General features: G+C 45.4%; 19 protein-coding genes, 1 riboswitch and 1 other annotated feature. Of the genes, 18 read left to right on the top strand and 1 reads right to left on the bottom strand.

Annotation, left to right across the window (positions count from 1 at the left end; all coding sequences use genetic code 11):
- The first annotated feature begins 48 nt into the window (after window positions 1–48).
- The 15 genes from B5F53_RS16615 (at window position 49) to B5F53_RS16545 (ending at window position 19,476) form a co-directional block, all read left to right on the top strand.
- Window positions 49–1,035, top strand: coding sequence for a diaminopimelate dehydrogenase (locus B5F53_RS16615; RefSeq protein ID WP_087225842.1), 987 nt, complete (start codon window positions 49–51; stop codon window positions 1,033–1,035).
- Between the two features lie 174 nt (window positions 1,036–1,209).
- Window positions 1,210–2,814, top strand: a complete 1,605-nt coding sequence (locus B5F53_RS16610) for an N-acetylmuramoyl-L-alanine amidase family protein (protein ID WP_087225757.1) — start codon at window positions 1,210–1,212, stop codon at window positions 2,812–2,814.
- 123 nt (window positions 2,815–2,937) lie between these two features.
- Complete coding sequence (locus tag B5F53_RS16605; protein ID WP_087225754.1) at window positions 2,938–4,116, top strand: phosphopentomutase; 1,179 nt, start codon at window positions 2,938–2,940, stop codon at window positions 4,114–4,116.
- Between the two features lie 25 nt (window positions 4,117–4,141).
- Window positions 4,142–4,846, top strand: coding sequence for a purine-nucleoside phosphorylase (gene deoD, locus B5F53_RS16600; protein ID WP_087225751.1), 705 nt, complete (start codon window positions 4,142–4,144; stop codon window positions 4,844–4,846).
- Between the two features lie 170 nt (window positions 4,847–5,016).
- Window positions 5,017–6,564, top strand: a complete 1,548-nt coding sequence (locus B5F53_RS16595; protein WP_087225748.1) for a C40 family peptidase — start codon at window positions 5,017–5,019, stop codon at window positions 6,562–6,564.
- 396 nt (window positions 6,565–6,960) lie between these two features.
- Window positions 6,961–7,875 (top strand): phosphate acyltransferase, encoded by a 915-nt coding sequence (locus B5F53_RS16590; protein WP_087225745.1) that lies wholly within the window; start codon window positions 6,961–6,963, stop codon window positions 7,873–7,875.
- Between the two features lie 37 nt (window positions 7,876–7,912).
- The gene (gene iorA, locus B5F53_RS16585) at window positions 7,913–9,688 is read left to right on the top strand and encodes an indolepyruvate ferredoxin oxidoreductase subunit alpha (RefSeq protein ID WP_087225742.1); all 1,776 of its coding nucleotides are present in this window, start codon (window positions 7,913–7,915) and stop codon (window positions 9,686–9,688) included.
- Window positions 9,689–9,692: 4 nt separating this feature from the next.
- The gene (locus B5F53_RS16580; protein WP_087225739.1) at window positions 9,693–10,265 is read left to right on the top strand and encodes an indolepyruvate oxidoreductase subunit beta; all 573 of its coding nucleotides are present in this window, start codon (window positions 9,693–9,695) and stop codon (window positions 10,263–10,265) included.
- A 42-nt stretch (window positions 10,266–10,307) separates the two neighbouring features.
- Complete coding sequence (locus B5F53_RS16575; protein WP_087225736.1) at window positions 10,308–11,801, top strand: sodium-dependent transporter; 1,494 nt, start codon at window positions 10,308–10,310, stop codon at window positions 11,799–11,801.
- A gap of 31 nt (window positions 11,802–11,832) precedes the next feature.
- Window positions 11,833–13,017, top strand: coding sequence for a pyridoxal phosphate-dependent aminotransferase (locus B5F53_RS16570; RefSeq protein ID WP_087225733.1), 1,185 nt, complete (start codon window positions 11,833–11,835; stop codon window positions 13,015–13,017).
- A 38-nt stretch (window positions 13,018–13,055) separates the two neighbouring features.
- A complete protein-coding gene (gene buk / locus B5F53_RS16565) occupies window positions 13,056–14,183 on the top strand; it encodes a butyrate kinase (RefSeq protein WP_087225731.1) in 1,128 nt (375 codons plus the stop codon).
- 65 nt (window positions 14,184–14,248) lie between these two features.
- The gene (locus B5F53_RS16560; RefSeq protein ID WP_087225728.1) at window positions 14,249–15,067 is read left to right on the top strand and encodes a MerR family transcriptional regulator; all 819 of its coding nucleotides are present in this window, start codon (window positions 14,249–14,251) and stop codon (window positions 15,065–15,067) included.
- A gap of 72 nt (window positions 15,068–15,139) precedes the next feature.
- Entirely contained in the window at window positions 15,140–16,495 is a 1,356-nt protein-coding gene (locus B5F53_RS16555) for an MATE family efflux transporter (protein WP_087225725.1), read from the top strand.
- A gap of 53 nt (window positions 16,496–16,548) precedes the next feature.
- Window positions 16,549–16,789 (top strand) — a binding site (T-box leader).
- A 394-nt stretch (window positions 16,790–17,183) separates the two neighbouring features.
- A complete protein-coding gene (locus B5F53_RS16550; RefSeq protein ID WP_087225721.1) occupies window positions 17,184–18,572 on the top strand; it encodes a TrpB-like pyridoxal phosphate-dependent enzyme in 1,389 nt (462 codons plus the stop codon).
- Between the two features lie 34 nt (window positions 18,573–18,606).
- Window positions 18,607–19,476: a LysR family transcriptional regulator gene (locus tag B5F53_RS16545; RefSeq protein ID WP_087225718.1), complete on the top strand. Its 870-nt coding sequence runs from the start codon at window positions 18,607–18,609 to the stop codon at window positions 19,474–19,476.
- On the opposite strand, the gene fumC is transcribed toward B5F53_RS16545, so the two are convergent.
- The gene (fumC, locus tag B5F53_RS16540) at window positions 19,473–20,837 is read right to left on the bottom strand and encodes a class II fumarate hydratase (RefSeq protein WP_087225716.1); all 1,365 of its coding nucleotides are present in this window, start codon (window positions 20,835–20,837) and stop codon (window positions 19,473–19,475) included. The two genes, B5F53_RS16545 and fumC, sit on opposite strands and share 4 nt — an antisense overlap.
- 202 nt (window positions 20,838–21,039) lie before the next feature.
- Here fumC and purB point away from each other — a divergent pair, with 202 nt between their 5' ends.
- The 3 genes from purB to B5F53_RS16525 all read left to right on the top strand — a co-directional run bounded on the left by purB (window position 21,040) and on the right by B5F53_RS16525 (window position 24,515).
- Complete coding sequence (gene purB / locus B5F53_RS16535) at window positions 21,040–22,392, top strand: adenylosuccinate lyase (RefSeq protein WP_087225713.1); 1,353 nt, start codon at window positions 21,040–21,042, stop codon at window positions 22,390–22,392.
- 37 nt (window positions 22,393–22,429) lie between these two features.
- On the top strand, window positions 22,430–23,710 hold the full coding sequence (locus B5F53_RS16530) for an SLC13 family permease (RefSeq protein ID WP_242970356.1): 1,281 nt from the start codon (window positions 22,430–22,432) through the stop codon (window positions 23,708–23,710).
- Window positions 23,711–23,818: 108 nt separating this feature from the next.
- A riboswitch (cobalamin riboswitch) is annotated at window positions 23,819–24,011 on the top strand.
- A 222-nt stretch (window positions 24,012–24,233) separates the two neighbouring features.
- Window positions 24,234–24,515 (top strand): cysteine-rich small domain-containing protein, encoded by a 282-nt coding sequence (locus B5F53_RS16525; RefSeq protein ID WP_330396232.1) that lies wholly within the window; start codon window positions 24,234–24,236, stop codon window positions 24,513–24,515.
- The last annotated feature ends 131 nt before the right edge of the window (window positions 24,516–24,646 follow it).

Raw genomic sequence — 24,646 nt, 5'->3', positions numbered from 1 at the left:
CGGGGCAGCCTGAATATAGAAGAAAAAAGAAAAATCAGGAGGTATAAGATGAGTATTAGAATTGGTATTCTGGGTTACGGAAATTTAGGAAGAGGTGTGGAATGTGCTGTCAAGCATAATTCTGATATGGAACTGGCAGCCGTATTTACCAGAAGAGATCCGAAAACAGTTTCTATTTTAACGGATACGGCAAAAGTTTATCCGGTCAGCGAAGTACAAAATATGAAAGATCAGATCGATGTGCTGATTATCTGCGGAGGAAGCGCTACTGATTTACCGAAGCAGACACCGGAAATGGCTCAGTATTTCCATGTGATTGACAGCTTCGATACCCATGCGAAGATTCCGGAGCATTTTGAGGCTGTGGATCAGGCATGTAAGGCATCCGGCCATGTGGGAATTATTTCCGTAGGCTGGGATCCGGGAATGTTTTCCTTAAACCGTCTGTATGCGGAGTCCATTCTTCCGGAAGGATCTACCTACACCTTCTGGGGAAAAGGAGTCAGCCAGGGACATTCCGATGCTATCCGCAGGGTAGAAGGCGTTAAGGACGGCAGACAGTATACCATTCCTGTGGAAGAAGCGCTGGAAGAAGTCAGAAGCGGAAAGAATCCGGAACTGACTACAAGACAGAAACACACCAGAGAATGCTTCGTTGTGGCAGAGGAAGGCGCAGATCTTGCCAGAATTGAAGAAGAAATTAAGACCATGCCAAACTATTTTGACGAGTATGATACTACGGTACATTTTATTACAGAAGAAGAGATGAAACGGGATCACAGCAGGATTCCACACGGCGGTTTCGTTATCCGCAGCGGACAGACAGGCTGGGAGAAAGAAAATACCCACGTGGTGGAATACAGCCTGAAACTGGATTCCAATCCGGAATTTACTTCTTCCGTCCTTGTGGCTTATGCAAGAGCCGCTTACCGTATGGCAAAAGAAGGACAGACAGGCTGTAAGACCGTTTTTGATGTGGCTCCCGGATATTTAAGCGAGAAAGACGGAGCATACCTGAGAAAACATATGTTGTAGAAGATAACAAAAAGGGTAAAGTATTTTTGGATACTTTATCCTTTTTTTATATTGACACGAAAATAGATTTGGAGATATAATAAAAACACAAAATCGTAACAAGATTGTAAAAAATGTAAAGAAAAGGATATAAATTTAAAAACATTTTAAAAAATGGGAAAAGGAAGAGTATTTATGGAAAAAGCGTCGAGAAACTGGAAACTGTTGGGGGCTTTGTTTGTGGGAATTGTCTTTGCAGTTTTATTTACGCTTCATTTTACAGCAGTGCCGGTAAAGGCTGCAGGACAGACCGAAGGGTTTAAGAAGGTAGGAAACCAGACCTATTATGTGGAGAAAGACGGATCCTACCATAAAGGATGGCTGACCCTGAATGTGGACGGCAATTCCTATAAATATTATTTTAATAAGACATCAGGTGTGATGTACACCGGATGGGTTTCTGACGGAACCAATTTGCGCTATTTCAGTAAAAGCAGCGCGAAACCTTATATGTATGGTAGAATGGCTACCGGATGGATTACAGCAAACGGACAGAAGCGTTACTTCTTCCCGGATACGGGAGTGATGGCGAAAGGCTGGAATACTTTCGGAATGGGCAAGCGCTATTTTAATAAGAGCACCGGTTATATGTATACGGAATGGGTCGGCGACGGAAACGGAGGCAAGCGATATTTCCACCCCACCACCGGAGTTCTGTATACCGGCTGGAATACCTTTGGCCTGGGAACCAGATACTTTAATAAAACATCGGGACTGATGTACACCGGATGGATTAAAGGCGGAGACGAGTGGAGATACTTCAACAAATCTACCGGAGTCGTATATACCGGCTGGGTAAAAGCCAGCGACGGCAAACGGTACTTTGATCCGGATAATAAAGGAAGTCTTGTTACCGGATGGTTTAAGGATGCCAGCGGAAACCAGTACTATCTGGATCCGGAAAACATGGGAAGAGCCATGACAGGCACTGTTAAGATAGACGATAAGACCTATTATTTTGATTCCAACGGAGTTCTGGTACAGGATGGAAATGAGGCGAATCTGACAGCCCCAAGTTCAGCCAGAACCATAAAGAACTACTTATTAAATGCCCTGATGCCTGTGGGAAATACCATGTACGTCTGGGGCGGCGGCTGGGCGGAACCCACCGGAAACTATAAGGGGCTGTATCCCAAATGGAAACAGTTCTATGATCAATGCGGCAGCGGTTATGAACATGACTATGACTTGTCCACTTCAGGACGTTCCAGAGGACTGGACTGTTCCGGATTTGTGGGATGGGCTACTTATAATGTTATGCATACCCAGTCAGGACTGAACTATCTGTACGCATCCGATGCAAGCAGCCAGGCAAGTACCTTTGCAAGCCGCGGATGGGGCGTACTGAGAACACAAAGTACATTAAAACAGAATAATTATAAGGGACAGTTCTTTGCCGGGGATGTGGGAAGCAAACCGGGACATGCATTCCTGGTTCTGGGACAGTGTGATGACGGAAGTCTTGTAATTGTTCATTCTACCCCGCCCTGTGTGCAGATTGCAGGAACACCGACACCGAGCGGAAGTTATTCCAGTGAAGCCATTGTGCTGGCTAAGAAATATATGAAGAAACTGGCCCCCGGAGCAGTAAGCAAGTTCGGACTGGGAAGCCAGTCCACCGTACAGTACATTAACGGTTCCAACATTATGCACTGGAGCAGCAACGTACTTTCTGACCCGGACGGCTACACAAGTATGACAGCCGATGAAATTCTGGCAGACTTGTTTAACGAAAATTAAAAGAAAAAAACCTCTGTGAAGATTCTGATGAATTGGAACAGAGGTTTTTCTTATGTGGAAAACTATAGCCGTTGTATGAAAAAACTGCTATAATACTTATATTAAACAGATAGGAGGCGTACTATGAAGGCTAAAAGAGTATTTGTAATTGTACTGGACAGTTATGGAATCGGAGAACTGCCGGATGCAAATCTGTTTCACGATGAAGGAAGCAATACCCTTGGAACGATTGTTCAATCAGAAAAATATGATACTCCTAATATGAAGAAACTGGGACTGTTTAATATTGAAGGAGTAGACTGCGCGCCGAAAGAAGAAGCTCCCATTGGTTCTTTTGCCAGAATGAAGGAAACTTCCATGGGAAAGGATACCACCATTGGGCACTGGGAAATTGCAGGTATGATTTCTCCCCAGCCGCTGCCTACTTATCCGGAGGGATTCCCGGAAGAAGTGCTGGAACCGTTTCGTAAGGCCACAGGCAGAGGCGTTTTATGTAATCTTCCCTATTCAGGAACGGAAGTGATTAAAGAGTATGGGCAGGAACATGTAAAAACAGGAGATTTAATTGTCTATACTTCCGCGGACAGTGTTTTCCAGATTGCCGCCCATGAAGAGGTGGTACCCCTGGAAGAGTTATATCAGTACTGCCGGCAGGCAAGGGAGATACTTACCGGAAAACACGGGGTGGGGCGCGTAATTGCAAGACCATTTATAGGAACTTATCCTGATTATACCAGAACCCGTCATCGTCATGACTTTTCTCTGGTTCCTCCAAAGCCGACTATGATGGATTATCTGACGGCTTATGGCTATGATACCATCGGGGTGGGGAAAATCTATGATATTTTTGCAGGAAAGAATATTCAGAAGACAACGCCCATTGAGAATAACCAGGATGGAATGGAAAAAACCATGAAGATTATGGAAGAAGACTTCACCGGACTTTGTTTCGTTAATCTGGTGGATTTCGATATGGTATACGGGCACAGAAACAATGTGGACGGTTATGCCAACGCCGCCACAGAGTTTGATGTTCAGCTGGGACAGTTTATGGAAAAGATGAGAGAAGACGACGTTCTGATTATTACAGCCGATCACGGCTGCGATCCGGGTACGCCAAGCACGGATCATTCCAGAGAATATACCCCGATGCTGATTTACGGAGATCGGATTTCGGCAGGGGTGGATCTGGGCACCCGCCCCACCTTTGCAGATATTGGAGCAACCGTTCTGGATTTGTTTGATATTCCTGAGAAACTGGAAGGAACCAGCTTTTTGCAGGAAGTGTTAAAAGAAAAATAAGAGATAGGATAAAGGAGGAATTTTTATGGGAGTACCAACACCACATAACAATGCGAAAAAAGGAGACATTGCGAAAAAGGTTTTAATGCCGGGAGATCCGCTGCGGGCGAAATATATTGCAGAAACCTATCTGGAAAATCCAGTGTGCTTTAATACGGTAAGAAATATGCTGGGCTATACGGGAACTTACAAGGGAAAAGAAGTTTCCGTTATGGGCGGCGGTATGGGAATGCCTTCCGTGGGAATTTATACTTATGAACTGTATCATTTTTACGATGTGGACGAAATTATCCGAATCGGCTCCGCCGGAGCTCTGCAGGATGATGTCAATGTGATGGATGTCATAATCGCCATGGGAGCCTGCACAGATTCCAATTATGCCAGCCAGTTTCAGCTTCCGGGAACCTTTGCGCCAACTGCCAGCTATGAACTGCTTTCCAGGGCAGTGGCAGCAGCAGACAGACAGGGCACCCCTGTGAGAGTAGGAAATGTGGTTTCTTCCGACGTTTTCTATAGTGACAATCCCAAAGCCAGCGACGGCTGGAGAAAGATGGGAGTTCTCTGCGCGGAAATGGAAGTTGCCGGTCTGTATATGAATGCAGCCAGAGCAGGTAAGAAAGCTCTCGGAATTTTAACAATTTCGGATCATATTTATAGGGAAGAGGCTATTTCTGCAGAAAAACGCCAGACAGGATTCCAGAAAATGATGGAGATCGCCCTGGAAATCTAAAAGTTTCTTATGTGTTTGTTAATAAATCTATATAAATGTTACAAAGTTTTTAAAAAATGAAGAAAAAGGTCTTGCGTCACCCGTAATAATATGTTAATATGTAGGAGAAATGAAGAAAGTATTTCATAAATGTTACATATAGGAAAGAAAGTTATGAAGGGTGATAAGAGATGAAGAAAAGACTTGTGTGTGTTACATTGGCACTTCTGATAAGCGCTTCGCAGGTTTTAACTGTCAGTGCATCAAGGGAAGACGAATTGAGAGAAGAACAGGCTTATACAAATGACGCGCTGAACGAGACATATGCCACATTAGATTCTCTCCAGTCTCAGAAAGACGCCTTAGAGGCAGAAATCAGTACCCTGGATCAGAATTTAGTAAATGTATGCGTTAATATTGAAGCGTTAAAACAGGATATTGCCAATAAAACAAGCGATATTGAACAGACACAGAAAGATTTAACAAAAGCAGAAAACGCAAGGGATCAGCAGTATGATTCCATGAAACTCAGAATTCAGTATTTATATGAAAAGGGCGGAGATGATGCCTGGCTTCAGATGATGCTGAACGGAGAAAGTTTATCCCAGCTTCTGGAAAGAGCGGAATATACACAGAAGATGTATGATTACGACCGTCAGAATCTGGATAAATACGTAGAAACTGTGGAGAATGTAACAAATCTGAAAACACAGTATGAAAATGAAAAATCTGAAATGGTGGAGATGGAAGGAGAATACGAACAGCAGCAGGCAAATCTCCAGGCTCAGATTGAAGAAAAACAGGCAGTATCAGCCAATTACAGCGAAGAAATCGCTTATGCACAGCAGCAGGCAGAAGAGTATGTGGCTCTGATTCAGCAGCAGCAGGCAGAAATCGAACAGTTAGAAGCAGAGAGAATTGCCGCTGAAGAAGAAGCAAGACGTCAGGCAGAAGCTGAGGCCGCTGCAGCAGCAGCCGCCGCAGAAGCGGAAGCAGCCGCTCAGGAAGAAGCAGAAGAATCTGAATCTTCAGAGGAAACTACGGATGAGACAACGGAGGAAGAAACATCCGATAATCCGTATGATCATGAATATATACAGTACGATGAAAACGGAAACATCATTACCAACGAAAACGGCGAAGCCATTGACGCAGACGGTGATGTTATCTATGATGAAAACGGACAGCCGATTATTCCGGGAGGAAGCAGCAGTTCTCAGGATGATACAGAAGATTCCTATGAGGACTCCGAAGAATCAGAAGATACTTCCGAAGACAGCAGCGAAGACGTACAGTATGATGAGTATGGAAATGTAATTGATTCAGAGAATACCGTTACAGATACAGAGGACAGCAGCTCAGACAGCACTCCTTCTTATTCAGGAACCGGATCTTCTGTTGCAGACTATGCAACACAGTTCGTAGGTAATCCCTATGTATACGGTGGAACCAGCCTGACAAACGGAGCAGACTGCTCTGGTTTCGTACAGAGTGTTTACGCAAACTTTGGTGTGAGTCTGCCGAGAACTTCTGAAGAGCAGATGTACGCAGGAACCGAAGTATCTTATGCAGACGCCCAGCCAGGAGACTTAATCTGCTACGGAAGCCACATTGCTATCTATCTTGGAAACGGACAGATTGTACATGCTTCCAACAGCGCTCCATATCCGCAGGGTGGAATTAAGATAAGTGATAATGCCGCTTATCGTACCATTCTTTCTGTAAGAAGAGTTATCTAAGGATAGGTATAAGGAAATGCAAAGCCTCATCCCAATCGCTGAGACAGCGAAGGGATGGGGCTTTTTTATGTAATAGGAAATTCTATCGGATTTCCTATTACATAAAAATCGCTCCGCTGTGTTCTAGTAAAGTGCTACCTTGAGAAAGAAAAATGCACATAAAAAAGTAAAAAATAGAAGAGAAAACATACATAATAAACAAAAACAGAACTGGAATTTACTGAATGTTTACACGATATAAATTAGCTAAAGTTGATTGACATATAAAATCGAAAAGAATACAATAAAGTTATCATAATTTGAACTTTAGGAAATTATATTTATTTATTAAGTTTATTTTGAGGATTATGAGAATTATGTGAAAAGAACGAAGAGATTAGCAAAAGGAGGGATGCCATGGTGATACATAATTTCAGGGAACTGAAGGAAAAGGTGGGCGTAAGTAAAAAAACGACAGTAGCTGTTGTGGCCGCACATGACGCCCATACCCTTGAAGCCATTTTTCAGGCCCATAAAGAAGGAATTCTGGATTACATACTTCTGGGAAAGGCTGCAGAAATTCAGGAGATTTCCAAAGGGCTCGGGCATGAGGTAAAAGACAGCCATATCATTGACTGCCAGGAAGAAGAACAGGCAGTACGGAAATCTATGGAGCTGATTCGCTCTGAAGAAGCAGATTTTATTCAAAAGGGACTTTTACAGACATCGGCGCTTTTAAAAGGTGTTTTAAACAAAGAATACGGAATCGGGACAGGAAATCTGATTTCTCATGTTGCCCTGCTGGACATGGAAAGTTATCCGAGACTGGCAGGAGTAACTGACGGGGGAATGATCCTGTATCCGAACCTGGAGCAGAAAAAAGGAATTGTAAAAAATGCAGTTCAGATGTTTACCCGGATGGGATATGAAGAGCCCAAAGTTTCTGCTCTTTGTGCAGTAGAGGTATTGAATCCGAAAATGCAGGAAACTGTGGACGCTTTGGAAATTAAAAAGGCGGCGCAGGCAGGGGAGCTGGGACGATGTATTGCAGAAGGCCCTATTTCTATGGACCTGGCTGTGAATAAAGAGTCTGCAGCAATTAAAAAGTATGACAGTCCCGTCTGCGGAGAGACCGATATTTTTCTGGTTCCTGATATTGCAGCAGGAAATATTATGGTGAAGTCTCTGGTGGAATTCGCCCATGCGAAAATGGCAGGGTGCGTAGTGGGAGCCCAGTGTCCCATTGCCTTAAATTCCAGGAGCGCTTCTTTTGAGGAGAAGTATTATTCTCTGATGGCATGTGCGCAGATGGTGAATCAGAAAAAGGAATAAACAAAAACGAAACGGGGTAAAAAAGGAGGAATGACAAATGAAATGTTTGATGACAGGCGATGAAGCCGTTGCCAGAGGGGCATATGAGGCAGGCGTACGCCATGCTTCCGCATATCCGGGAACTCCCAGCACAGAAATTCTGGAGAATCTGGCAACTTATGATGAAATTTATGCAGAGTGGGCGCCCAACGAAAAGGTGGCTATGGAATCCGCAATCGGGGCAGCTATTGCAGGAGTCCGCAGTATTGTATCCATGAAACATGTGGGAATGAATGTGGCTGCCGATCCCATGTTTACCTGGGCCTATATGGGAGTAAACGGAGGAAATGTTATAGTAACGGCAGACGAGCCGGGGATGTTTTCTTCACAGAATGAGCAGGATAACAGAAACTATGCGAAAGCAGCCAAGCTGGCCATGTTTGAGCCTTCAGACAGCCAGGAATGTATCGATATGCTGAAAGCTGCTTATCAGTTAAGCGAGGAATACGATACGCCGGTGATTTTCCGAATGACCACCCGTGTCTGTCACTCCAAATCCATTGTGGAGACAAAAGAAAGGGTAGAACCGGAGGTAAAACCCTGGGCAAAAAATCCTGCTAAATATGTGTGCCTCCCGGCTATGGCCAGAAACATGAGAGTGAAACTGGAAGAGCGTCTGCAAAAGCTGGAACAGTACAGCGAAACCTCTCCCTATAACCGTGTGGAAATGGGAAATACCTCCATTGGCGTAATCGCCTCCGGAATCTGCTATTATTATGCCAAGGAAGTATTCGGAGAAAGCGCCTCTTATCTGAAACTGGGATTTACCAATCCTATGCCGGCAAAAATGATTCAGGAATTCTGCAGCAAAGTGGATAAAGTATACATACTGGAAGAGAACGATCCGTATATTGAGGATTTCGTAAAAATGCAGGGAATCTCCTGTATCGGAAAAGATCTGTTCCCCTCCTATGGAGAGCTGACTCCCGATGTAATCCGTGCCTGCGTGGAAGGAAAGAAGGCAGACACCATTGAATTTGACAGAAGCAAGCTAATCGGAAGAGCGCCGGCTTTCTGTGCAGGCTGTCCTCACAGAGGTCTGTTCTACCGTCTGGGTAAGAGAAAGAACATTATGATCAGCGGAGACATCGGATGTTATACACTGGCGGCGGGAAAACCCTACACGGCGATGGATTCCACCGTTTGTATGGGAGCTTCCTTCAGCATCGGACACGGCGCCCAGAGAACCTTTAAGGAAACGGGAAGCGACAGAAGAGTGGTTACAGTACTGGGAGATTCCACTTTCTTCCATACAGGCATCAATTCTCTGATCAATACGGTCTATAATAAGAGCAATACGGTAAATATTATTCTGGATAACCGGATTACGGGAATGACCGGACATCAGGAAAATCCGGGCACCGGTTTTACCGCCAAAGGCGAAGAAACAACGCTGATTAAGATTGAAGATCTGGTTCGCGCCATTGGGGTGAAACATGTGTATGTGGTAAATCCCAACCACTTAAAAGAAGTGGATGAGGTACTGGATAAGTGTCTGGCTCTGGATGAACCTTCTGTGATTATTACCAGATGGCCCTGCGCTCTTAAGAAATTCTCCCAGGCGGACAAAGATGAGTTTGAGAAGCTGTTCGCTACAAAGAATAAAATTGTAGAAGAGAAGTGTATCGGCTGCAAAGCATGTCTGAAAGTGGGCTGTCCGGCTCTGTCCTTTGATAAAAAGGAGAAAAAAGCTTTGATTCATGGGGCACAGTGCGTAGGCTGCGACGTATGTATGCAGGTATGCCGTCAGGATGCCATTGTAAAGGAGGAGTAAAGTCATGACAAAAAGCATTTTATTAGTTGGCGTGGGCGGACAGGGAACCATCCTGGCCAGCAAAATCTTAACCACCGGATTAATGGAAGCGGGATATGATGTGAAGATGAGCGAAATTCACGGAATGTCCCAGAGGGGAGGCAGTGTTTCCTCCCAGGTAAGATATGGAGAAAAAGTATATTCTCCGGTTATTGAAAAAGGCAAAGCAGATATTATCGTGGCATTTGAGAAAATGGAAGCCCTTCGGAGCCTGGACTATCTGAAGGAAGACGGACGCCTGGTAGTAAACGACGAAGAGATTCCGTCTATGTCCGTAATCGTCGGGGATGAAGAATATCCGGACGATGTAATGGAAGAAATCCAGTCTCATGTAAAGGCAAAAGTAGTGGGAGCCACCAAACTGGCTGCAGAGCTGGGCAATGAGAAAGCGGCCAATATCATCTTGCTGGGAACGATTATAAAATCTATGGGATTAGAACAGATTGACTGGAACCGGATTCTGGAAGCAAATATTAAACCGAAGTTTCTGGAATTAAATAAAAAAGCGCTGCAGGTGGGCATGGATGCTGTCGCCTGAACGTAACAAAAACAGTCACAGAGGGGAAGGAAGGTGACAAATATGAATAACGAACGGGAAAAATTTGGAACAAGACTTGGATTTATACTGGTATCTGCAGGCTGTGCAGTGGGACTTGGAAATGTATGGAAGTTTCCTTATATGACGGGGCAGTATGGAGGAGCCGCTTTTATTCTGATTTATCTGGTATTCCTGGTAATTCTGGGATGGCCCATTATGACCTGCGAATTTTCCGTGGGACGGGGAAGCCAGAAAAGTGTGGCGACTTCATTTAAAGTTCTGGAGCCGAAAGGGACGAAATGGCATAATTTCGGATACTTCGGTATGATTGGTAATTATCTTCTGATGATGTTTTATACCATGGTGGCCGGATGGATGCTGTACTATATGGTACGGTGTGCAAGGGGCGATTTCGCCGGCGCGGGTATGAACGAAGAAGAAATTGTGAACAAATTTAATGAGATGCTGGCATCTCCGGGAACAATGACGTTATGGATGGTTATTATTGTCCTGCTCTCTTTCGGGATTTGTGCCCTCGGGGTGCAAAAAGGCGTGGAGAAGATTACAAAAGTTATGATGCTTCTTCTTCTGGCGCTGATTGTGGTACTGGCAGTACATTCCGTAATCCTGCCGGGAGCTTCCGAAGGGGTGAAGTTTTACCTGGTGCCTGATTTCGGAAAGATGGTAGAGAACGGAGTGGGAAATGTGGTCTTCGGAGCCATGTCCCAGGCATTCTTTACTTTGAGTATTGGTATGGGATCTATGGCGATTTTCGGAAGCTATCTGGAAAAGAAGCGGTCCATCGGCGGAGAAGCGCTGATGATTGGCGTACTGGATACCTTTGTTGCGCTGATGGCCGGTATGATTATTATTCCCGCCTGCTTTTCCTATGGAATTCAGCCGGATTCCGGACCGCCCTTAATCTTCATTACACTGCCCAAAATCTTTAACGAAATGGCAGGAGGAAGAATCTGGGGAACCCTGTTCTTCCTGTTTATGACCTTTGCGGCCATGTCTACGGTTATTGCCGTATTTGAAAACATTGTCTCCTTTGGTATCGACCTCTGGGGAATGCCCCGAAAGAAAGTGGTTCTGATTAATATTGTTCTGGTAATTATTCTGTCTATGCCGGCAGTATTAGGATACAATGTATTATCCGGCCTGGCGCCTCTGGGTGAGGGAACTACTCTTATGGATCTGGAAGATTTCCTGGTATCCAGCAACATTCTGCCCCTGGGCTCCATGGTATACCTGATGTTCTGTACCAGCCGCTATGGATGGGGATGGAAGAACTTCATGAAAGAAGTAAACACGGGAGAAGGGCTGAAATTCCCGGCGAAACTGAAAGGATATATGACCTATATCATGCCGTTTATCGTAGTCATCATTTATCTGAAGGGCTACTGGGATACGTTCAGCAAGAAGGGAAGTACGCCGGTGCTGGTGGGCTGGATGCTGGTTGCATTTGCATTCCTGGCGCTGATGGCCTGGTTTATATTCGGCGGCCGCAGGAAAGCGACTCCCAGAGAAGAATAAAGGATTGAACTGAGAAGGGAAGTGGAATTCAATGATTTCGGAAAAAATGAGACCATATGTGGAAAATAATTCGGCCATTCGCGCCATGTTTGAAGAGGGAAATCAACTGAGAGCAAAATACGGGGCAGACAAGGTATTTGATTTCAGTCTTGGAAATCCCAATGTGCCTGCGCCGGAATGTGTAAAAGAAGCGATAATTGATTTAGTAACCAAGGAAGATCCGGTGGTTCTCCACGGATATATGAGTAATGCCGGTTTTGAAGATGTGCGGGACACCATTGCAGAGTCTCTGAACCGCAGATTTGAAACGAAATTTGAAGGGAAAAACCTGATTATGACTGTGGGGGCTGCCAGCGGCCTGAACGTAATCTTAAAGACGGTGCTGAATCCGGGAGAAGAAGTGATTGTATTCGCACCCTATTTCCTGGAGTATGGGGCTTATGTGAGAAATTATGACGGAGTTTTAGTAGAAGTTTCTCCGGATACGGCCACTTTCCAGCCGAACCTGGAAGAGTTTGCCCAGAAGATTACAGAGAAGACCAGAGCGGTTATCATTAATAATCCCCATAATCCCACAGGAGTTGTCTATTCGGAAGAAACCATTCAGGAAGTTGCCAGAATCATGGAAGAGAAACAAAAAGAGTTTAACCGGGTGATTTATCTGATTTCCGATGAACCTTACCGGGAGCTGGTTTATGACGGAGCAGTGGTTCCTTACCTGACGAAATATTATAAAAACACGGTTGTGGGATATTCTTACAGCAAATCCCTGTCACTTCCGGGAGAACGAATCGGCTATCTGGTCATCCCCGATGAAGTAGAGGACAGTGAAGAGGTAATCAGCGCGGCCACCATTGCAAACCGTATTCTGGGAAGTGTCAACGCACCTTCGCTGATTCAGAAAGTAATCGGAAAATGTGTGGATGCGGAAGTGGATATTGCCTACTATGACAGAAACCGGACGGCTCTTTATGAGGGACTGAAGGAGTGCGGATTTGAGTGTATTAAGCCCCAGGGAGCTTTCTATCTGTTTGTGAAGTCTCCGGTTCCCAATGAAAAAGAATTCTGTAATGCGGCGAAGAAATATAATATTCTGATGGTGCCGGGAAGCTCCTTTGCCTGCCCGGGCTATGTAAGGCTGGCTTACTGCGTATCCTATGAGACCATCCAGAATTCACTGCCCGCATTTAAGAAACTGGCAGAGGAATATTTTTAATTTCAGATTTCCCGGCTGTGCAGGAAGGTGGGCTGTGTATGGGATATAAACTGTTAATCATTAATCCTGGTTCAACCAGCACGAAACTTGCCATTTATGAGGACGAAAAACGAGTCTTCCAGGAGAATTATGAACATTCCCAGGAAGAAATCAAAAGATTTGAAAGGATACCGGATCAGATTCCTTTCCGCATGGAGGTCATTCACAGATTTTTAAAGCAGGCGCAGGTTCATCCCACGGAATTTTCCGCAGTGGTGGGCCGTGGAGGACTGGTCTTCGGGCTGCAGACCGGCGGTTATCTGGTGAATGAAGATCTGTTTTATGCATTGGAGCACGATCATTTAAGCTCTCCCCACGCTTCTAATTTAGGGGGGATGCTGGGAAAATTATTTGTGGATTCCCTGGGGATTCCGGCTTATATCTATGATGCGGTTACCTCCAGCGAGCTGCAGCCGGTTGCCAAGGTGACGGGCTTCCCCAAAATTATCCGCCAAAGCTTCTGTCATGTTTTGAACAGCAGGGCCATGGCCATAAAATACGCCCGGGAGAAAGGGGTTCCCTACGAATCTCTGAAACTTCTGGTGGTTCATCTGGGAGGAGGAGTTTCCGCCAGCGTCCACTGTGAGGGAAAGATTATTGATTCTCTGGGAGACGACGACGGACAGTTTTCCCCGGAACGGTCGGGGAGCGTGCCGTCTCTGCAGTTGGTACAGCTCTGTTATTCGGGAGATTACACCCGGGAAGATATGAAGAAAATGGTTCGCGGAAAAGGCGGGATGTATGCCCATCTGGGAACCAGCGACTGCAGAGTGATTGAAGAGAGAATCCGAAACGGAGATGAAACGGCCAGGCTGGTCTTTCATGCCCAGGCATACCAGATCGCAAAAGCAGTTGGTCTTCTTTCCATTGTGCTGAAGGGAGAGACCGATGCGATTATTCTCACAGGAGGAGTGGCCTATTCGAAGATGCTTACGGATATGGTGAAGGAATACGTAAGCTTTATTGCCCCGGTGGTTATTATGCCCGGGGAAAATGAAATGGATGCTTTGGCCTTCGGCGGTCTGAGAATCTTAAGAGGAAAGGAAGAAGCCAAGATTTACCGGGTGCCTACGGTCCAGAAGAAACAAAAGTACGGTTTCTGGCGGCCGGCAGACTGGGACATTTAAAAGAAAATATGTAAGATTCAGGATGCTGCAGGGATGCGGCATCCTGATCTGATCCAGGAGGAAAAATGAAAAATTTATTTACCATCGGGGAGATGGCGAAACTTTTCCAGATGAACATTCGGACGCTGCGTTACTATGATGAGATCGGCCTGGTTCATCCGGAGGAAACAGATGAAAGAACCGGCTACCGGTTTTATTCTACAAGACAGTTTGAGAGACTGAATACCATTAAATACCTGCGTACGCTGGGAATGCCCCTGAAGAAAATCAGCCTGTTCTTCCAGAACCGGGATGTGCAGATATTAGAGGGGCTGCTGCGGGAACAGCAGGAAGAAATACAAAAGCAGATTGAAGTTTTATGTCAGATGGAGCGGAAACTGCAGTACCGGCTTCAGGATTTGAAAGACGCCACAGAAACCGTGGATGAGGGAATTCAGGAAGTCTGTTACGGGAAACGCCAGATCGCTTTTCTGCGAAAGGAAATTCCTCTGGGGGAGGATCTGGAATATTCTATCCGGGAGCTGGAATGCGGCTATGACCTGAATCCGGTTATGTTTCTGGGAAAAGTGGGAGTCTCAATTTCCAAAGAAAACATGATGAACCGGCAGTTTGAAAACTTCTCCGGCATCTTTGTGTTATTGGAAGAAGAGGATCATTACACAGGAGCGGAGCAGTATCTGGAAGAAGGGATTTACCTTACCCGGCGTTTTACGGGAACTCACAGCCAGGCCCGGGAGCATTATCTGAAACTGCTGGACTATATGAAAGAAAAAGGATACCGCTGCCAGGGAGCTTCCGTGGAAATTACGCTGATAGATTCGGGATTTACCAATGATATCAGTCAATACGTAACAGAGATTCAGATTCCCATAAAAAAACCTTGACCCTCCAGTAACTGGAGGGTTTAATATTATGTCACAAATTCAAGACATGAAAAAGAAAGAAGGCAACAAAAGATGAATGAGAATCATTTGCTTACAGAAGGAAATGTATTTCGTGTATTATTAAAGTTTTCCATCCCTTTTTTAATTGCCAATGTTATCCAGGCTTTATATGGGGCAGTGGATTTAATGGTGATTGGATGGTACTGCAGCCCCGAAAGCGTGGCGGCAGTCTCCACAGGGACTCAGGTCACCCAGATTATTACCAGCATGGTCTCCGGCCTGACTTTAGGAGGAACAATACTGGTGGGAAAATATGTGGGAAGACAGGAAGAGGAGAAAACCCGGCAGATGATTGGAACGACTCTTACCATCTTTGCTGTGATTGCCGTTCTCTTAACCTTTGTGATGCTGATTTTTACAGATGAAATTCTGCAGGTTCTGCAGACGCCGCGGGAATCTGTGAAACTGGCCGGAGAATATGTGACTATCTGTTTCTGGGGAATCTTTTTTATCTGCGGTTATAATGCAATCAGCGCAGTTCTCAGAGGATACGGAGATTCCACAAGGCCCATGTACTTTGTGGGGCTTTCCTGTATTCTGAATATTATCGGAGACGTTGTATTTGTAAAATACTGCGGTCTGGGAGTATCCGGCACCGCTCTTGCCACGGTTTTATCCCAGGGAGTCAGTATGATCTGTTCCATCCTCTATCTTAACAAAAAGAATTTTATTTTTACTTTCAGACTGAAAAATTTCCGGATTGACAAAGGGCAGGCCAGGGAACTGGCCATGGTGGGGATTCCCATTTCTTTTCAGGAGTGTATGGTGCGGCTGTCCTTTCTCTATCTGACTTCTGTTACCAACCGTCTGGGTGTGGACGCGGCGGCAGCAGTGGGAATCGCCAGCAAATACGACGTTTTTGCCATGCTTCCGGCAACCTCTGTTGCAAGCGCCCTGGCGGCGATTACGGCTCAGAATTACGGAGCGGGAAAACTGACAAGGGCGAAGCAGTCCCTGGGTGCAGGGATAGCCTTTGCGGTGGTGGCTTCTGGAGTGTTCTTTCTCTGGGCTCAGATTTCACCGGAAAGTATGATTGGGGTATTTAACAGTGACCCGGATATTATTGCAGAGGGGATCCCCTTCTTTCGGACCTGCAGTTTCGACTACCTGGCAGTTTCCTTTGTCTTTTGTCTGAACGGGTATCTCAATGGCAGATCCAAGACGGTATTTACTATGATTAGCTGCTGTTTCGGAGCGCTGGCTCTGCGTATGCCGCTGCTCTGGGTGGCTGATACCTATTTTCCCGACAATCTGGCGGTAATCGGTACAATTGCTCCTTCTGTTTCGGGATTTATGGCTGTTTACACCATCTTTTTTGTACTGCGTCAGTTCCGGAAGGATCAGAAAGTCTATTCCTGCACGGACTGAGAGGGGAAACAGGATTGACAGTGTTTTTGAAATATGTTATAAATAGTTCATAAGAAAAACCAGTGAAGAAGAGTAAGTACTCTTTGTTTCTATGACACAGAGAGCCATGGGTGCTGGAACATGGCACACAGAGCAGAGAGGAATGGACTTCTGAGGGCGAGCGGAACAGAGTATGCAAGCCGGAGAGGAAACTCCGTTATCAAATACAGCATATCAATGGTATGCGAAGAGTGGATGGGAGAATTCCCGTCAAGCCGGGTGGCACCGCAGGAGTTTATCGCTCTTGTCCCTGCATGAAAATGCAGGGGCAAGGGCGTTTTTATTGAGAAAGTCCCGGACTGCGGCTGTGCGGATGGCAAGCTTGCTTGCACAGACGCACGGACATAGGACGGGCTGGACAGTACGAGTACGAGGGATGCCGTCAGGCAGACCGGAAAGTGCGAGTACTGTCAGCAGATGGCGGGAGTGCGAAGCAAGGAGCCATCTGACTTTCGTATAATAAAATCCCCTCGGGCAAAATGTACACGCTGCAATAATGCAATTTTACCGCTTCGTGGCTGTGCGGACTGCGGGAGTGCGAAGCAAGGAGCCATCTGACTTTCGTATAATAAAAAGCCCTTCGGGCAAAATGCGCGCGCTTCAGGAAAGTGGTTTTACAAAATAGAAGAAAAGAGAAAAGAAAGGAGATATAAGTATGAGTGAGATTCCCTACAAAATTTATCTGGAAGAAAGTGAGATGCCGAAACAGTGGTATAATCTTCGGGCGGATATGAAGAATAAACCAGCCCCGCTGTTAAATCCCGGAACCTTAAAACCCATGACAGCAGAAGAACTGGGACAGGTTTTCTGTGAGGAACTGGTAAAGCAGGAATTAGACGATACCACTCCCTATATTGATATACCGGATGAAATTCGCGATTTTTATAAAATGTACCGTCCCTCTCCTCTGGTTCGCGCCTACTGTCTGGAAAAGAAATTAGACACACCGGCTAAGATTTATTACAAATTTGAGGGAAATAATACCAGCGGCAGCCATAAACTGAATTCCGCCATTGCCCAGGCTTATTATGCCAAGAAACAGGGGTTAAAAGGCGTGACCACAGAAACAGGAGCCGGACAGTGGGGAACTGCCCTTTCCATGGCCTGTGCTTATCTGGATCTGGACTGCCAGGTTTACATGGTAAAATGCTCATACGAGCAGAAACCGTTCCGCCGGGAAGTCATGAGAACCTACGGCGCCCAGGTAACCCCGTCTCCTTCAGATACCACCGAGGTGGGAAGAAAAATTTTAAAAGAGCATCCGGGAACCACAGGAAGCCTTGGCTGCGCCATCTCAGAAGCAGTAGAGCGGGCCACATCCATGGAAGGATACCGCTATGTACTGGGAAGTGTGCTGAATCAGGTTTTATTACATCAGACAGTTATCGGATTGGAGACGAAAACCGCGTTAGATAAATACGGTGTAACGGCGGATATGATTATCGGGTGCGCCGGAGGCGGATCTAACCTGGGAGGACTGATTTCTCCGTTCATGGGAGAAAAACTCCGGGGAGAAAGAGATTACCAGATTATCGCTGTGGAGCCGGCTTCCTGCCCGAGCTTTACCAGAGGAAAGTTTGTCTATGATTTCTGTGACACAGGAATGGTTACGCCGCTTCAGAAAATGTATACTTTAGGAAACAACTTTATCCCATCTGCAAACCATGCAGGCGGTCTCCGTTACCATGGAATGAGTGCAGTTCTTTCCCAGCTTTATCATGACGGACTGATGGAGGCAAGAGCCGTAGAACAGACCTCTGTTTTCCAGGCGGCTGAGGAATTTGCAAGAGTGGAAGGTATCCTTCCGGCTCCGGAAAGCGCCCATGCAATCCGGGTAGCTATGGATGAAGCTTTAAAATGCAAGGAAACCGGAGAAGAAAAAACAATCGTATTCGGCCTGACAGGTACCGGCTACTTTGATATGTATGCATATGAGAACTTTAATAACGGAACCATGAGCGACTACATTCCGACGGATGAAGACTTAGAGGCCGGTTTTGCGGGAATTCCCAGATTTCCGGGAAATATGACAGACTAACAGACCTTTGGCATATGCCGGGAGAGCAGGGAACATGGAAATACGTCAGATAGAATATTTCAAAACTTTATGCGAGACAAAGAATTATACCCGGGCAGCCCGGCAGCTTCATATCTCTCAGCCATCTTTAAGCGTGGCGATTCAGAGACTGGAGGAAGAACTTTCGGTAAAACTGCTGGTAAGGGATAATAAACGGGTGATGCTTACCAGAGAAGGCGCGGTTTTGCTCCGTGAAAGTGATGTGCTGTTAAAACAGGTAAATCATATCAGAGAAGTTATGGAAGATTTAAAGAAGACGGAAAAGAGAACCTTAAAACTGGCATTTCCTGTTACGGTAGGCGCCTGGCTCTGGCCCATACTGATGGAAGAGTTTCACGCCAGGTATCCGGAAATTGAACTTCTGATCGAAGAGGGAAGCACTTATGAGATTCTTGACGGAATCCGCAGGGACGAGCTGGAGATTGGCTATGGAGTCGTAAACATTAACGAAGATCCGGAAATTACCAGTAAATCTCTGGTAAAAGATGAGCTGAAACTGCTGCTGAATGTGGAAGATGAGCTGGCCGGGAAAGAAAAGGTTGACATCCATGAACTGGAAAACCGTATGGTTATCATGTACCGTAAAGGAACTTCCTTTTCTGAAAAGCTGTTTTTAAACGAGCTGGAGAGAAAGAACGTTCATGTAAAAATACAACATGTAAAAGAGCAGGCTACTGTGTTTAATATGGTGGCTCAGGGACTGGGAATCGCCGTACTTCTGGATGAAACGGAACTGATTCGCAATAATTCCAGTCTGTGCGCCAGAGAATTTCTGGAACCTGTTCTGTATGAATCAGGATTTTTCTGGAAGAAAGACCGCTATCTTTCTTCCAGTGCCAAAAAACTGATTGATTTTTTTCATTAAATCATTTTGGAAGGGACAATATAACTGTCGTATTGTTCTTCAGTGAGAATGCCCAGAGAAACGGCCGATTCTTTTAAAGAAAGGTTGTTTTTATGGGCATTTTCTGCGATTCTGGCTGCCTGATCGTATCCGATATAAGGATTTAATCCCGTTACCAGCATAAGAGATTTGTTCAGGTTTTCTTCCATTTTTTCTGTATTGGGCCGGATGCCGCACAGACATTTTTTCAGGAAGAAAGAAAATCCTCCGCTTAAAAGGCGGACGGACTGCAAAAAGTTATAAATAATCAAAGGCATAAATACGTTTAACTGAAAATTTCCCTGGGAGGCGGCGACAGATACCGCTGTGTCATTCCCCATCACCTGTACGGCAATCATAGTCAGCGCTTCGCACTGAGTGGGATTGACTTTTCCGGGCATAATAGAACTTCCGGGTTCATTTTCCGGAATCGTAATTTCCCCCAGACCGCATCGGGGACCGCTGGAAAGCCAGCGGACATCATTGGCTATTTTCATCAAATCGGCGGCAAGGGCTTTCAGAGCCCCATGCACATGAACGAAAGAGCCTTTGCTGGAGAGGGCGTGGAATTTATTGGGGCTGGTGAAAAAGGGAATCCCGGTTAACTCTGCGATTTCTGACGCTGCATAGGCGGGGAAGTTTTCAGGTGTGTTTAATCCCGTCCCTACGGCAGTGCCGCCCAGAGCCAGACGGTACAGTTTTTTTACGGCTTCTTCTATCATTTCTTTATCCTGTATCAGCATTTCTTTCCAGCCGGAGATCTCCTGGCCGAAGGAGATAGGGGTAGCATCCTGCAGATGCGTCCGTCCGGTTTTCAGAATGTGCCGGTTTTCTTCTTCCAGAGCATTCGTAATGCGGATTCCCTCCTCCAGAGCGGGAAACAGATGGCGTTTAATCTCCAGTACGGCGCTGATATGCATAGCGGTGGGAAAAGCGTCGTTGGAGCTCTGGGACATATTTACGTGATCGTTGGGATGCAGCAGTTTTTCCCCGGCAATTTCATTTCCCCGATGAGCAATCACTTCATTTACATTCATGTTCGTCTGCGTACCGCTTCCTGTCTGCCATACCACCAGAGGAAAATGAAAGTCCAGTTTCCCCTCCAGAATTTCGTCACAGACGGTGACGATGAGATCTTTTCTTTTTTTATCTAATTTGCCCGTCTTACAATTGGTCAGAGCAGCGGCTTTCTTAACAACAGCTAATCCATAAATCATTTCCATCGGCATTTTTTCGAGGGTTGGGAAAAAGTTCCCGCAGCTTCTTTGAGTCTGTGCGCCCCAGTAACGGTCGTAAGGAACGGAAATTTCTCCCATAGAATCTTTTTCGATACGGTATCTCATAGTTTGACACTCCTCCTGTTCCTGGATTTTATAACTTAATTATAGAAAAAGAGAGTGTGAAAAGTAAAATATTTATCATTAATCCTGCTATAGTTTCAGACTATAATACAAAAGATAAGAAATATTGTACAAAAAATATTGGGATTGCTATAGTTGATTTAACAGAATAACAGGGAAAGAAAAAGAAAAGGAGAAAATAAGTATGGCATCATTTGTAATTGATTCAAAAATGTTTTGCAACCAGTATGGAACGCCGGAGATGAGAGCGGTATTCTCAGATGAGCAGCTTGTACAGAATTGGGTGGATTGCTGGGCTGCATTAGCGGAAGCGGAAGAGAGTCTGGGAATTGTCCCAGAGGAGGCTGCAAAGCACATTCGGGAATGTGCAAAATGGGAAAATATGGACATGGACAGTATCCGTGAGGGATTTGTGACCACTTCCCATCCGCTTATGCCTCAGATCAGAGAATTTGAACGTGTCTGCGGAAAGAAGGCCGGAGGCTGGATTCACTGGGGAGCCACCACCCAGGATATTATGGATACGGCTGTAGTCATGCAAATCCGGGACGCCCATAAGATTATTACCGATCAGGTGAAAGCTCTGCTAAGAATCTGTCTTGAAAGAGCAAAAGAAAACAAAAACGTAGCCATGGCAGGCAGAACCCATGGACAGCACGCAGTGCCCATTACACTGGGATATAAAATTGCCATTTGGGCAGATGAATTGGGAAGACATTTAGAGAGACTGGAAGAGGGCGAGAGCCGGTATCTGACAGGACAGCTTGCAGGAGCGGCAGGAACTTTAGCGTCTCTGGGTGAACAGGGGCTGGAAGTTCAGGACAGAATGTGCAGGATTCTGGGTCTGCATACGCCTGTGTCAACCTGGCATGTGGCACGGGACGGATTTGCAGAGTTTGCATCTACAGTAGCTATTATCGCAGGAACGGTAGGAAAGATCGCCAATGAATTTATTAATCTGGAGAGAACGGAAATCTGTGAGCTGGAAGAGAGTTTTTCTATGGGGAAGGTAGGATCCAGTACGATGCCCCATAAAAGGAATCCTATGGTCTGCGAAAATATTCTGGCAACCTGCCGGATTGTACAGGCCAATGCAGTTTTAAGTTATGGAGCCATGATTCAGGAACATGAGAGAGATATGTCTTTCTGGCAGACGGAATGGAGTTATATTCCTCAGATTTGCATTATGCTGGATGGCGCCATGAGTATGATGAAAGAAATTCTGAACAGCATGATTGTCAGAAAGGAACAGATTCATAAAAATCTTTATATGACCAGAGGGCTGATTGTGTCTGAGCGGGTTATGCTGACGCTGGGCCAGTATCTTGGAAGGCAGGATGCCCATGATGTGATTTATGAGGCCACTATGAAAGCCTTCGAGGAAGATCGGATGCTGAAAGAGGTATTAAAAGAGGATGAAAGAGTAACATCTAAGATAAGCGAGGAGGTCCTGGACGAGGTACTGGAGCCTATGAATTACACGGGATGCTGTCATAAAATGGTAGACCGGGTTGTGGCAAAATGGGAAAGTATCTGACTAAGGAGGAAAAGAAGACGGCCGGCAGATGCTGTTTTTGACAGAAAGATGGGGTGTTAAAATGAATCTTGGCATTATTGCGTTAGTTATATTATTTGTAGTAATCGGCGTGGGGTTTTTTAAAAAGATGAATGTAGGTATGCTGGCTATGATGTCGGCGGTGATTCTGGGGTATATGACGAACCAGTACAGCAAAGAGGAAATCCTTTCCGGGTACAGCGTTTCTTTATTTATTACCTTATTAGGTCTGAATCTGCTGTTTGGGGTTATCAGTACCAACGGTGTTTTGGATTTGCTGATGAAGAAACTGATAAATCTGTTTGGAAAACAGATATGGCTGGCGCCTGTGCTTTTATTTCTCTCCGGGTGGGCAGTATCTGCTCTCGCAGGAGGATTTGCGGGACTTGCTTTTGTGGTGGGAGTAACAATTCCTGTGGTTCATGCCACAGGATATGATCCCATTATGATGATGATTATTGCAAATGCAGGAGCCCAGGCAGGCCGGTATACACAGATTTCCCCTGACGGAAATATTGTTTTAAATCTGTTGGCAGAACAGGGAATCGAAAAAGGCCTGTTTGTACTGACTGTGAATATGACCATTTCCATGGCTGTAATTTCCATTCTGGCTTTTATCTGGTTTAAAGGATATAAAGTAAAGGGCAAAGGAGAAATTAAGCTGGAAACAGGTAAGCTGACAGTAAAGCACTGGATTACACTGGCCGGGTTTCTGGTGATGGTTGTCTCCATAATGGCCTTTGGAAAGGATTCGGGACTCATCGGTCTGATGGTTTCTGTATTTTTAATTCTGATTGGTGTGGTAGATGAAAAAACAGCTTTTAAAACCCTTCCCTGGAATACTATTATGATGGTTACAGGTGTGGGAATGCTGATGAATATTGTTATCGGATCCGGAGGAATTGATATTCTGACCAACCTGATTGCAGGATTAACGACTCCGGCTACAGTAGGAGGCGTATCTGCCATGACCGCCAGTATCATGTCCTGGTTTTCCTCTACTCTGGGCGTAGTTGTGCCGACTCTGACGCCTACTGTGGGCGATCTTGCCAGAGAGGTGGGCGGAAATGTGACGGCTGTGGGACTTCTGAGCTGTATGCTGATAGGATCTTCCAGCGCCTGTTTCAGCCCGGCGTCCAGTGTGGGAGGCATGATTCTGTCATCGGTCACCGGAGATGAGAAACTGAAGAATACCATAGATGAAAATAAAACTTTTGTATTGTTGTTTGTGTGGTCCATTGCCATGGCCATTGTTTCGGCAGTCCTGGCTCTGGTGGGGGTCTTCAGTATAGTAGAATAAAAAAGGAACAGGCGGCTTCTGTTAAAAGCCGCCTGTTCAAATGTGATTAAAATTTTTCTGGAAAATTGACATCTTTCAGAAAAAGTGTTATTATATTTCCAGTATAATTCCATATTGAACATATAAAGTGTTCTTATTGATTTGTGGCAGTAAGATGAGAGGGAATCAGGTGAGAAGCCTGAGCGATCCGGTCACTGTATATGGAGAGCGACGTTCGGGATACCATTGCATCCTAGATGTGAGAAGGTGAACCAAGCATTGACCCATGAGCCAGGAAACCTGCTTTATATGGCGAGGTAAAGCTTCCGGTGAAAGTGTTTTAACCAATCAGGATCTGTAGTCGATCCTGACGTTGTCTGCTTTGGCTGAGCAGACATTTTTTTATGGAATGCGCCTGTTCATATGAATTATACATGATTAAATGGCAGGCGATCTACTTCGGAGTCCGTTCCCTCCGCGCACTCATGAACGGTTTGAGTCAATGTCCGAAGTAGGATCGCTACCTCTTTTTATGGAGGCGAAAATGGACTGGAAGAAGAAAGAGTATTCGTTTTTTAGTCATAAGAAATGTGAATATTTTCCCTGTCATAAGACAGATGATCCGGACAATTTTAATTGTCTTTTTTGTTATTGTCCCTTATATGCACTTGGGAAAAAATGCGGAGGTAATTACCGTTATACAGAAAGCGGAATTAAAGACTGCAGTAATTGTCTGATTCCCCATAAGAGAGAGAATTACGAATATATTACCGGAAAATATCAGGAAATTGTTAAGATGATGAAGCTTCAGAAAGAAGAAAAATAGATAAGAAAAAGAAATGTGAAAGACTGCTGCAGAGAGAACCGCGGCGGTCTTTTCCTAGTGCGCCTGGCGGCGCACGTTTCTTAAGGGTGCAAGTCCCAAATCCGCCCGGTAGTGGGAAGGACATAGCCGAA

This window comes from Blautia sp. An249 (assembly GCF_002159835.1).
Taxonomy (GTDB): Bacteria; Bacillota; Clostridia; order Lachnospirales; family Lachnospiraceae; genus Blautia_A; species Blautia_A avistercoris.
This window is presented reverse-complemented; position numbering and strand designations above follow the sequence as displayed.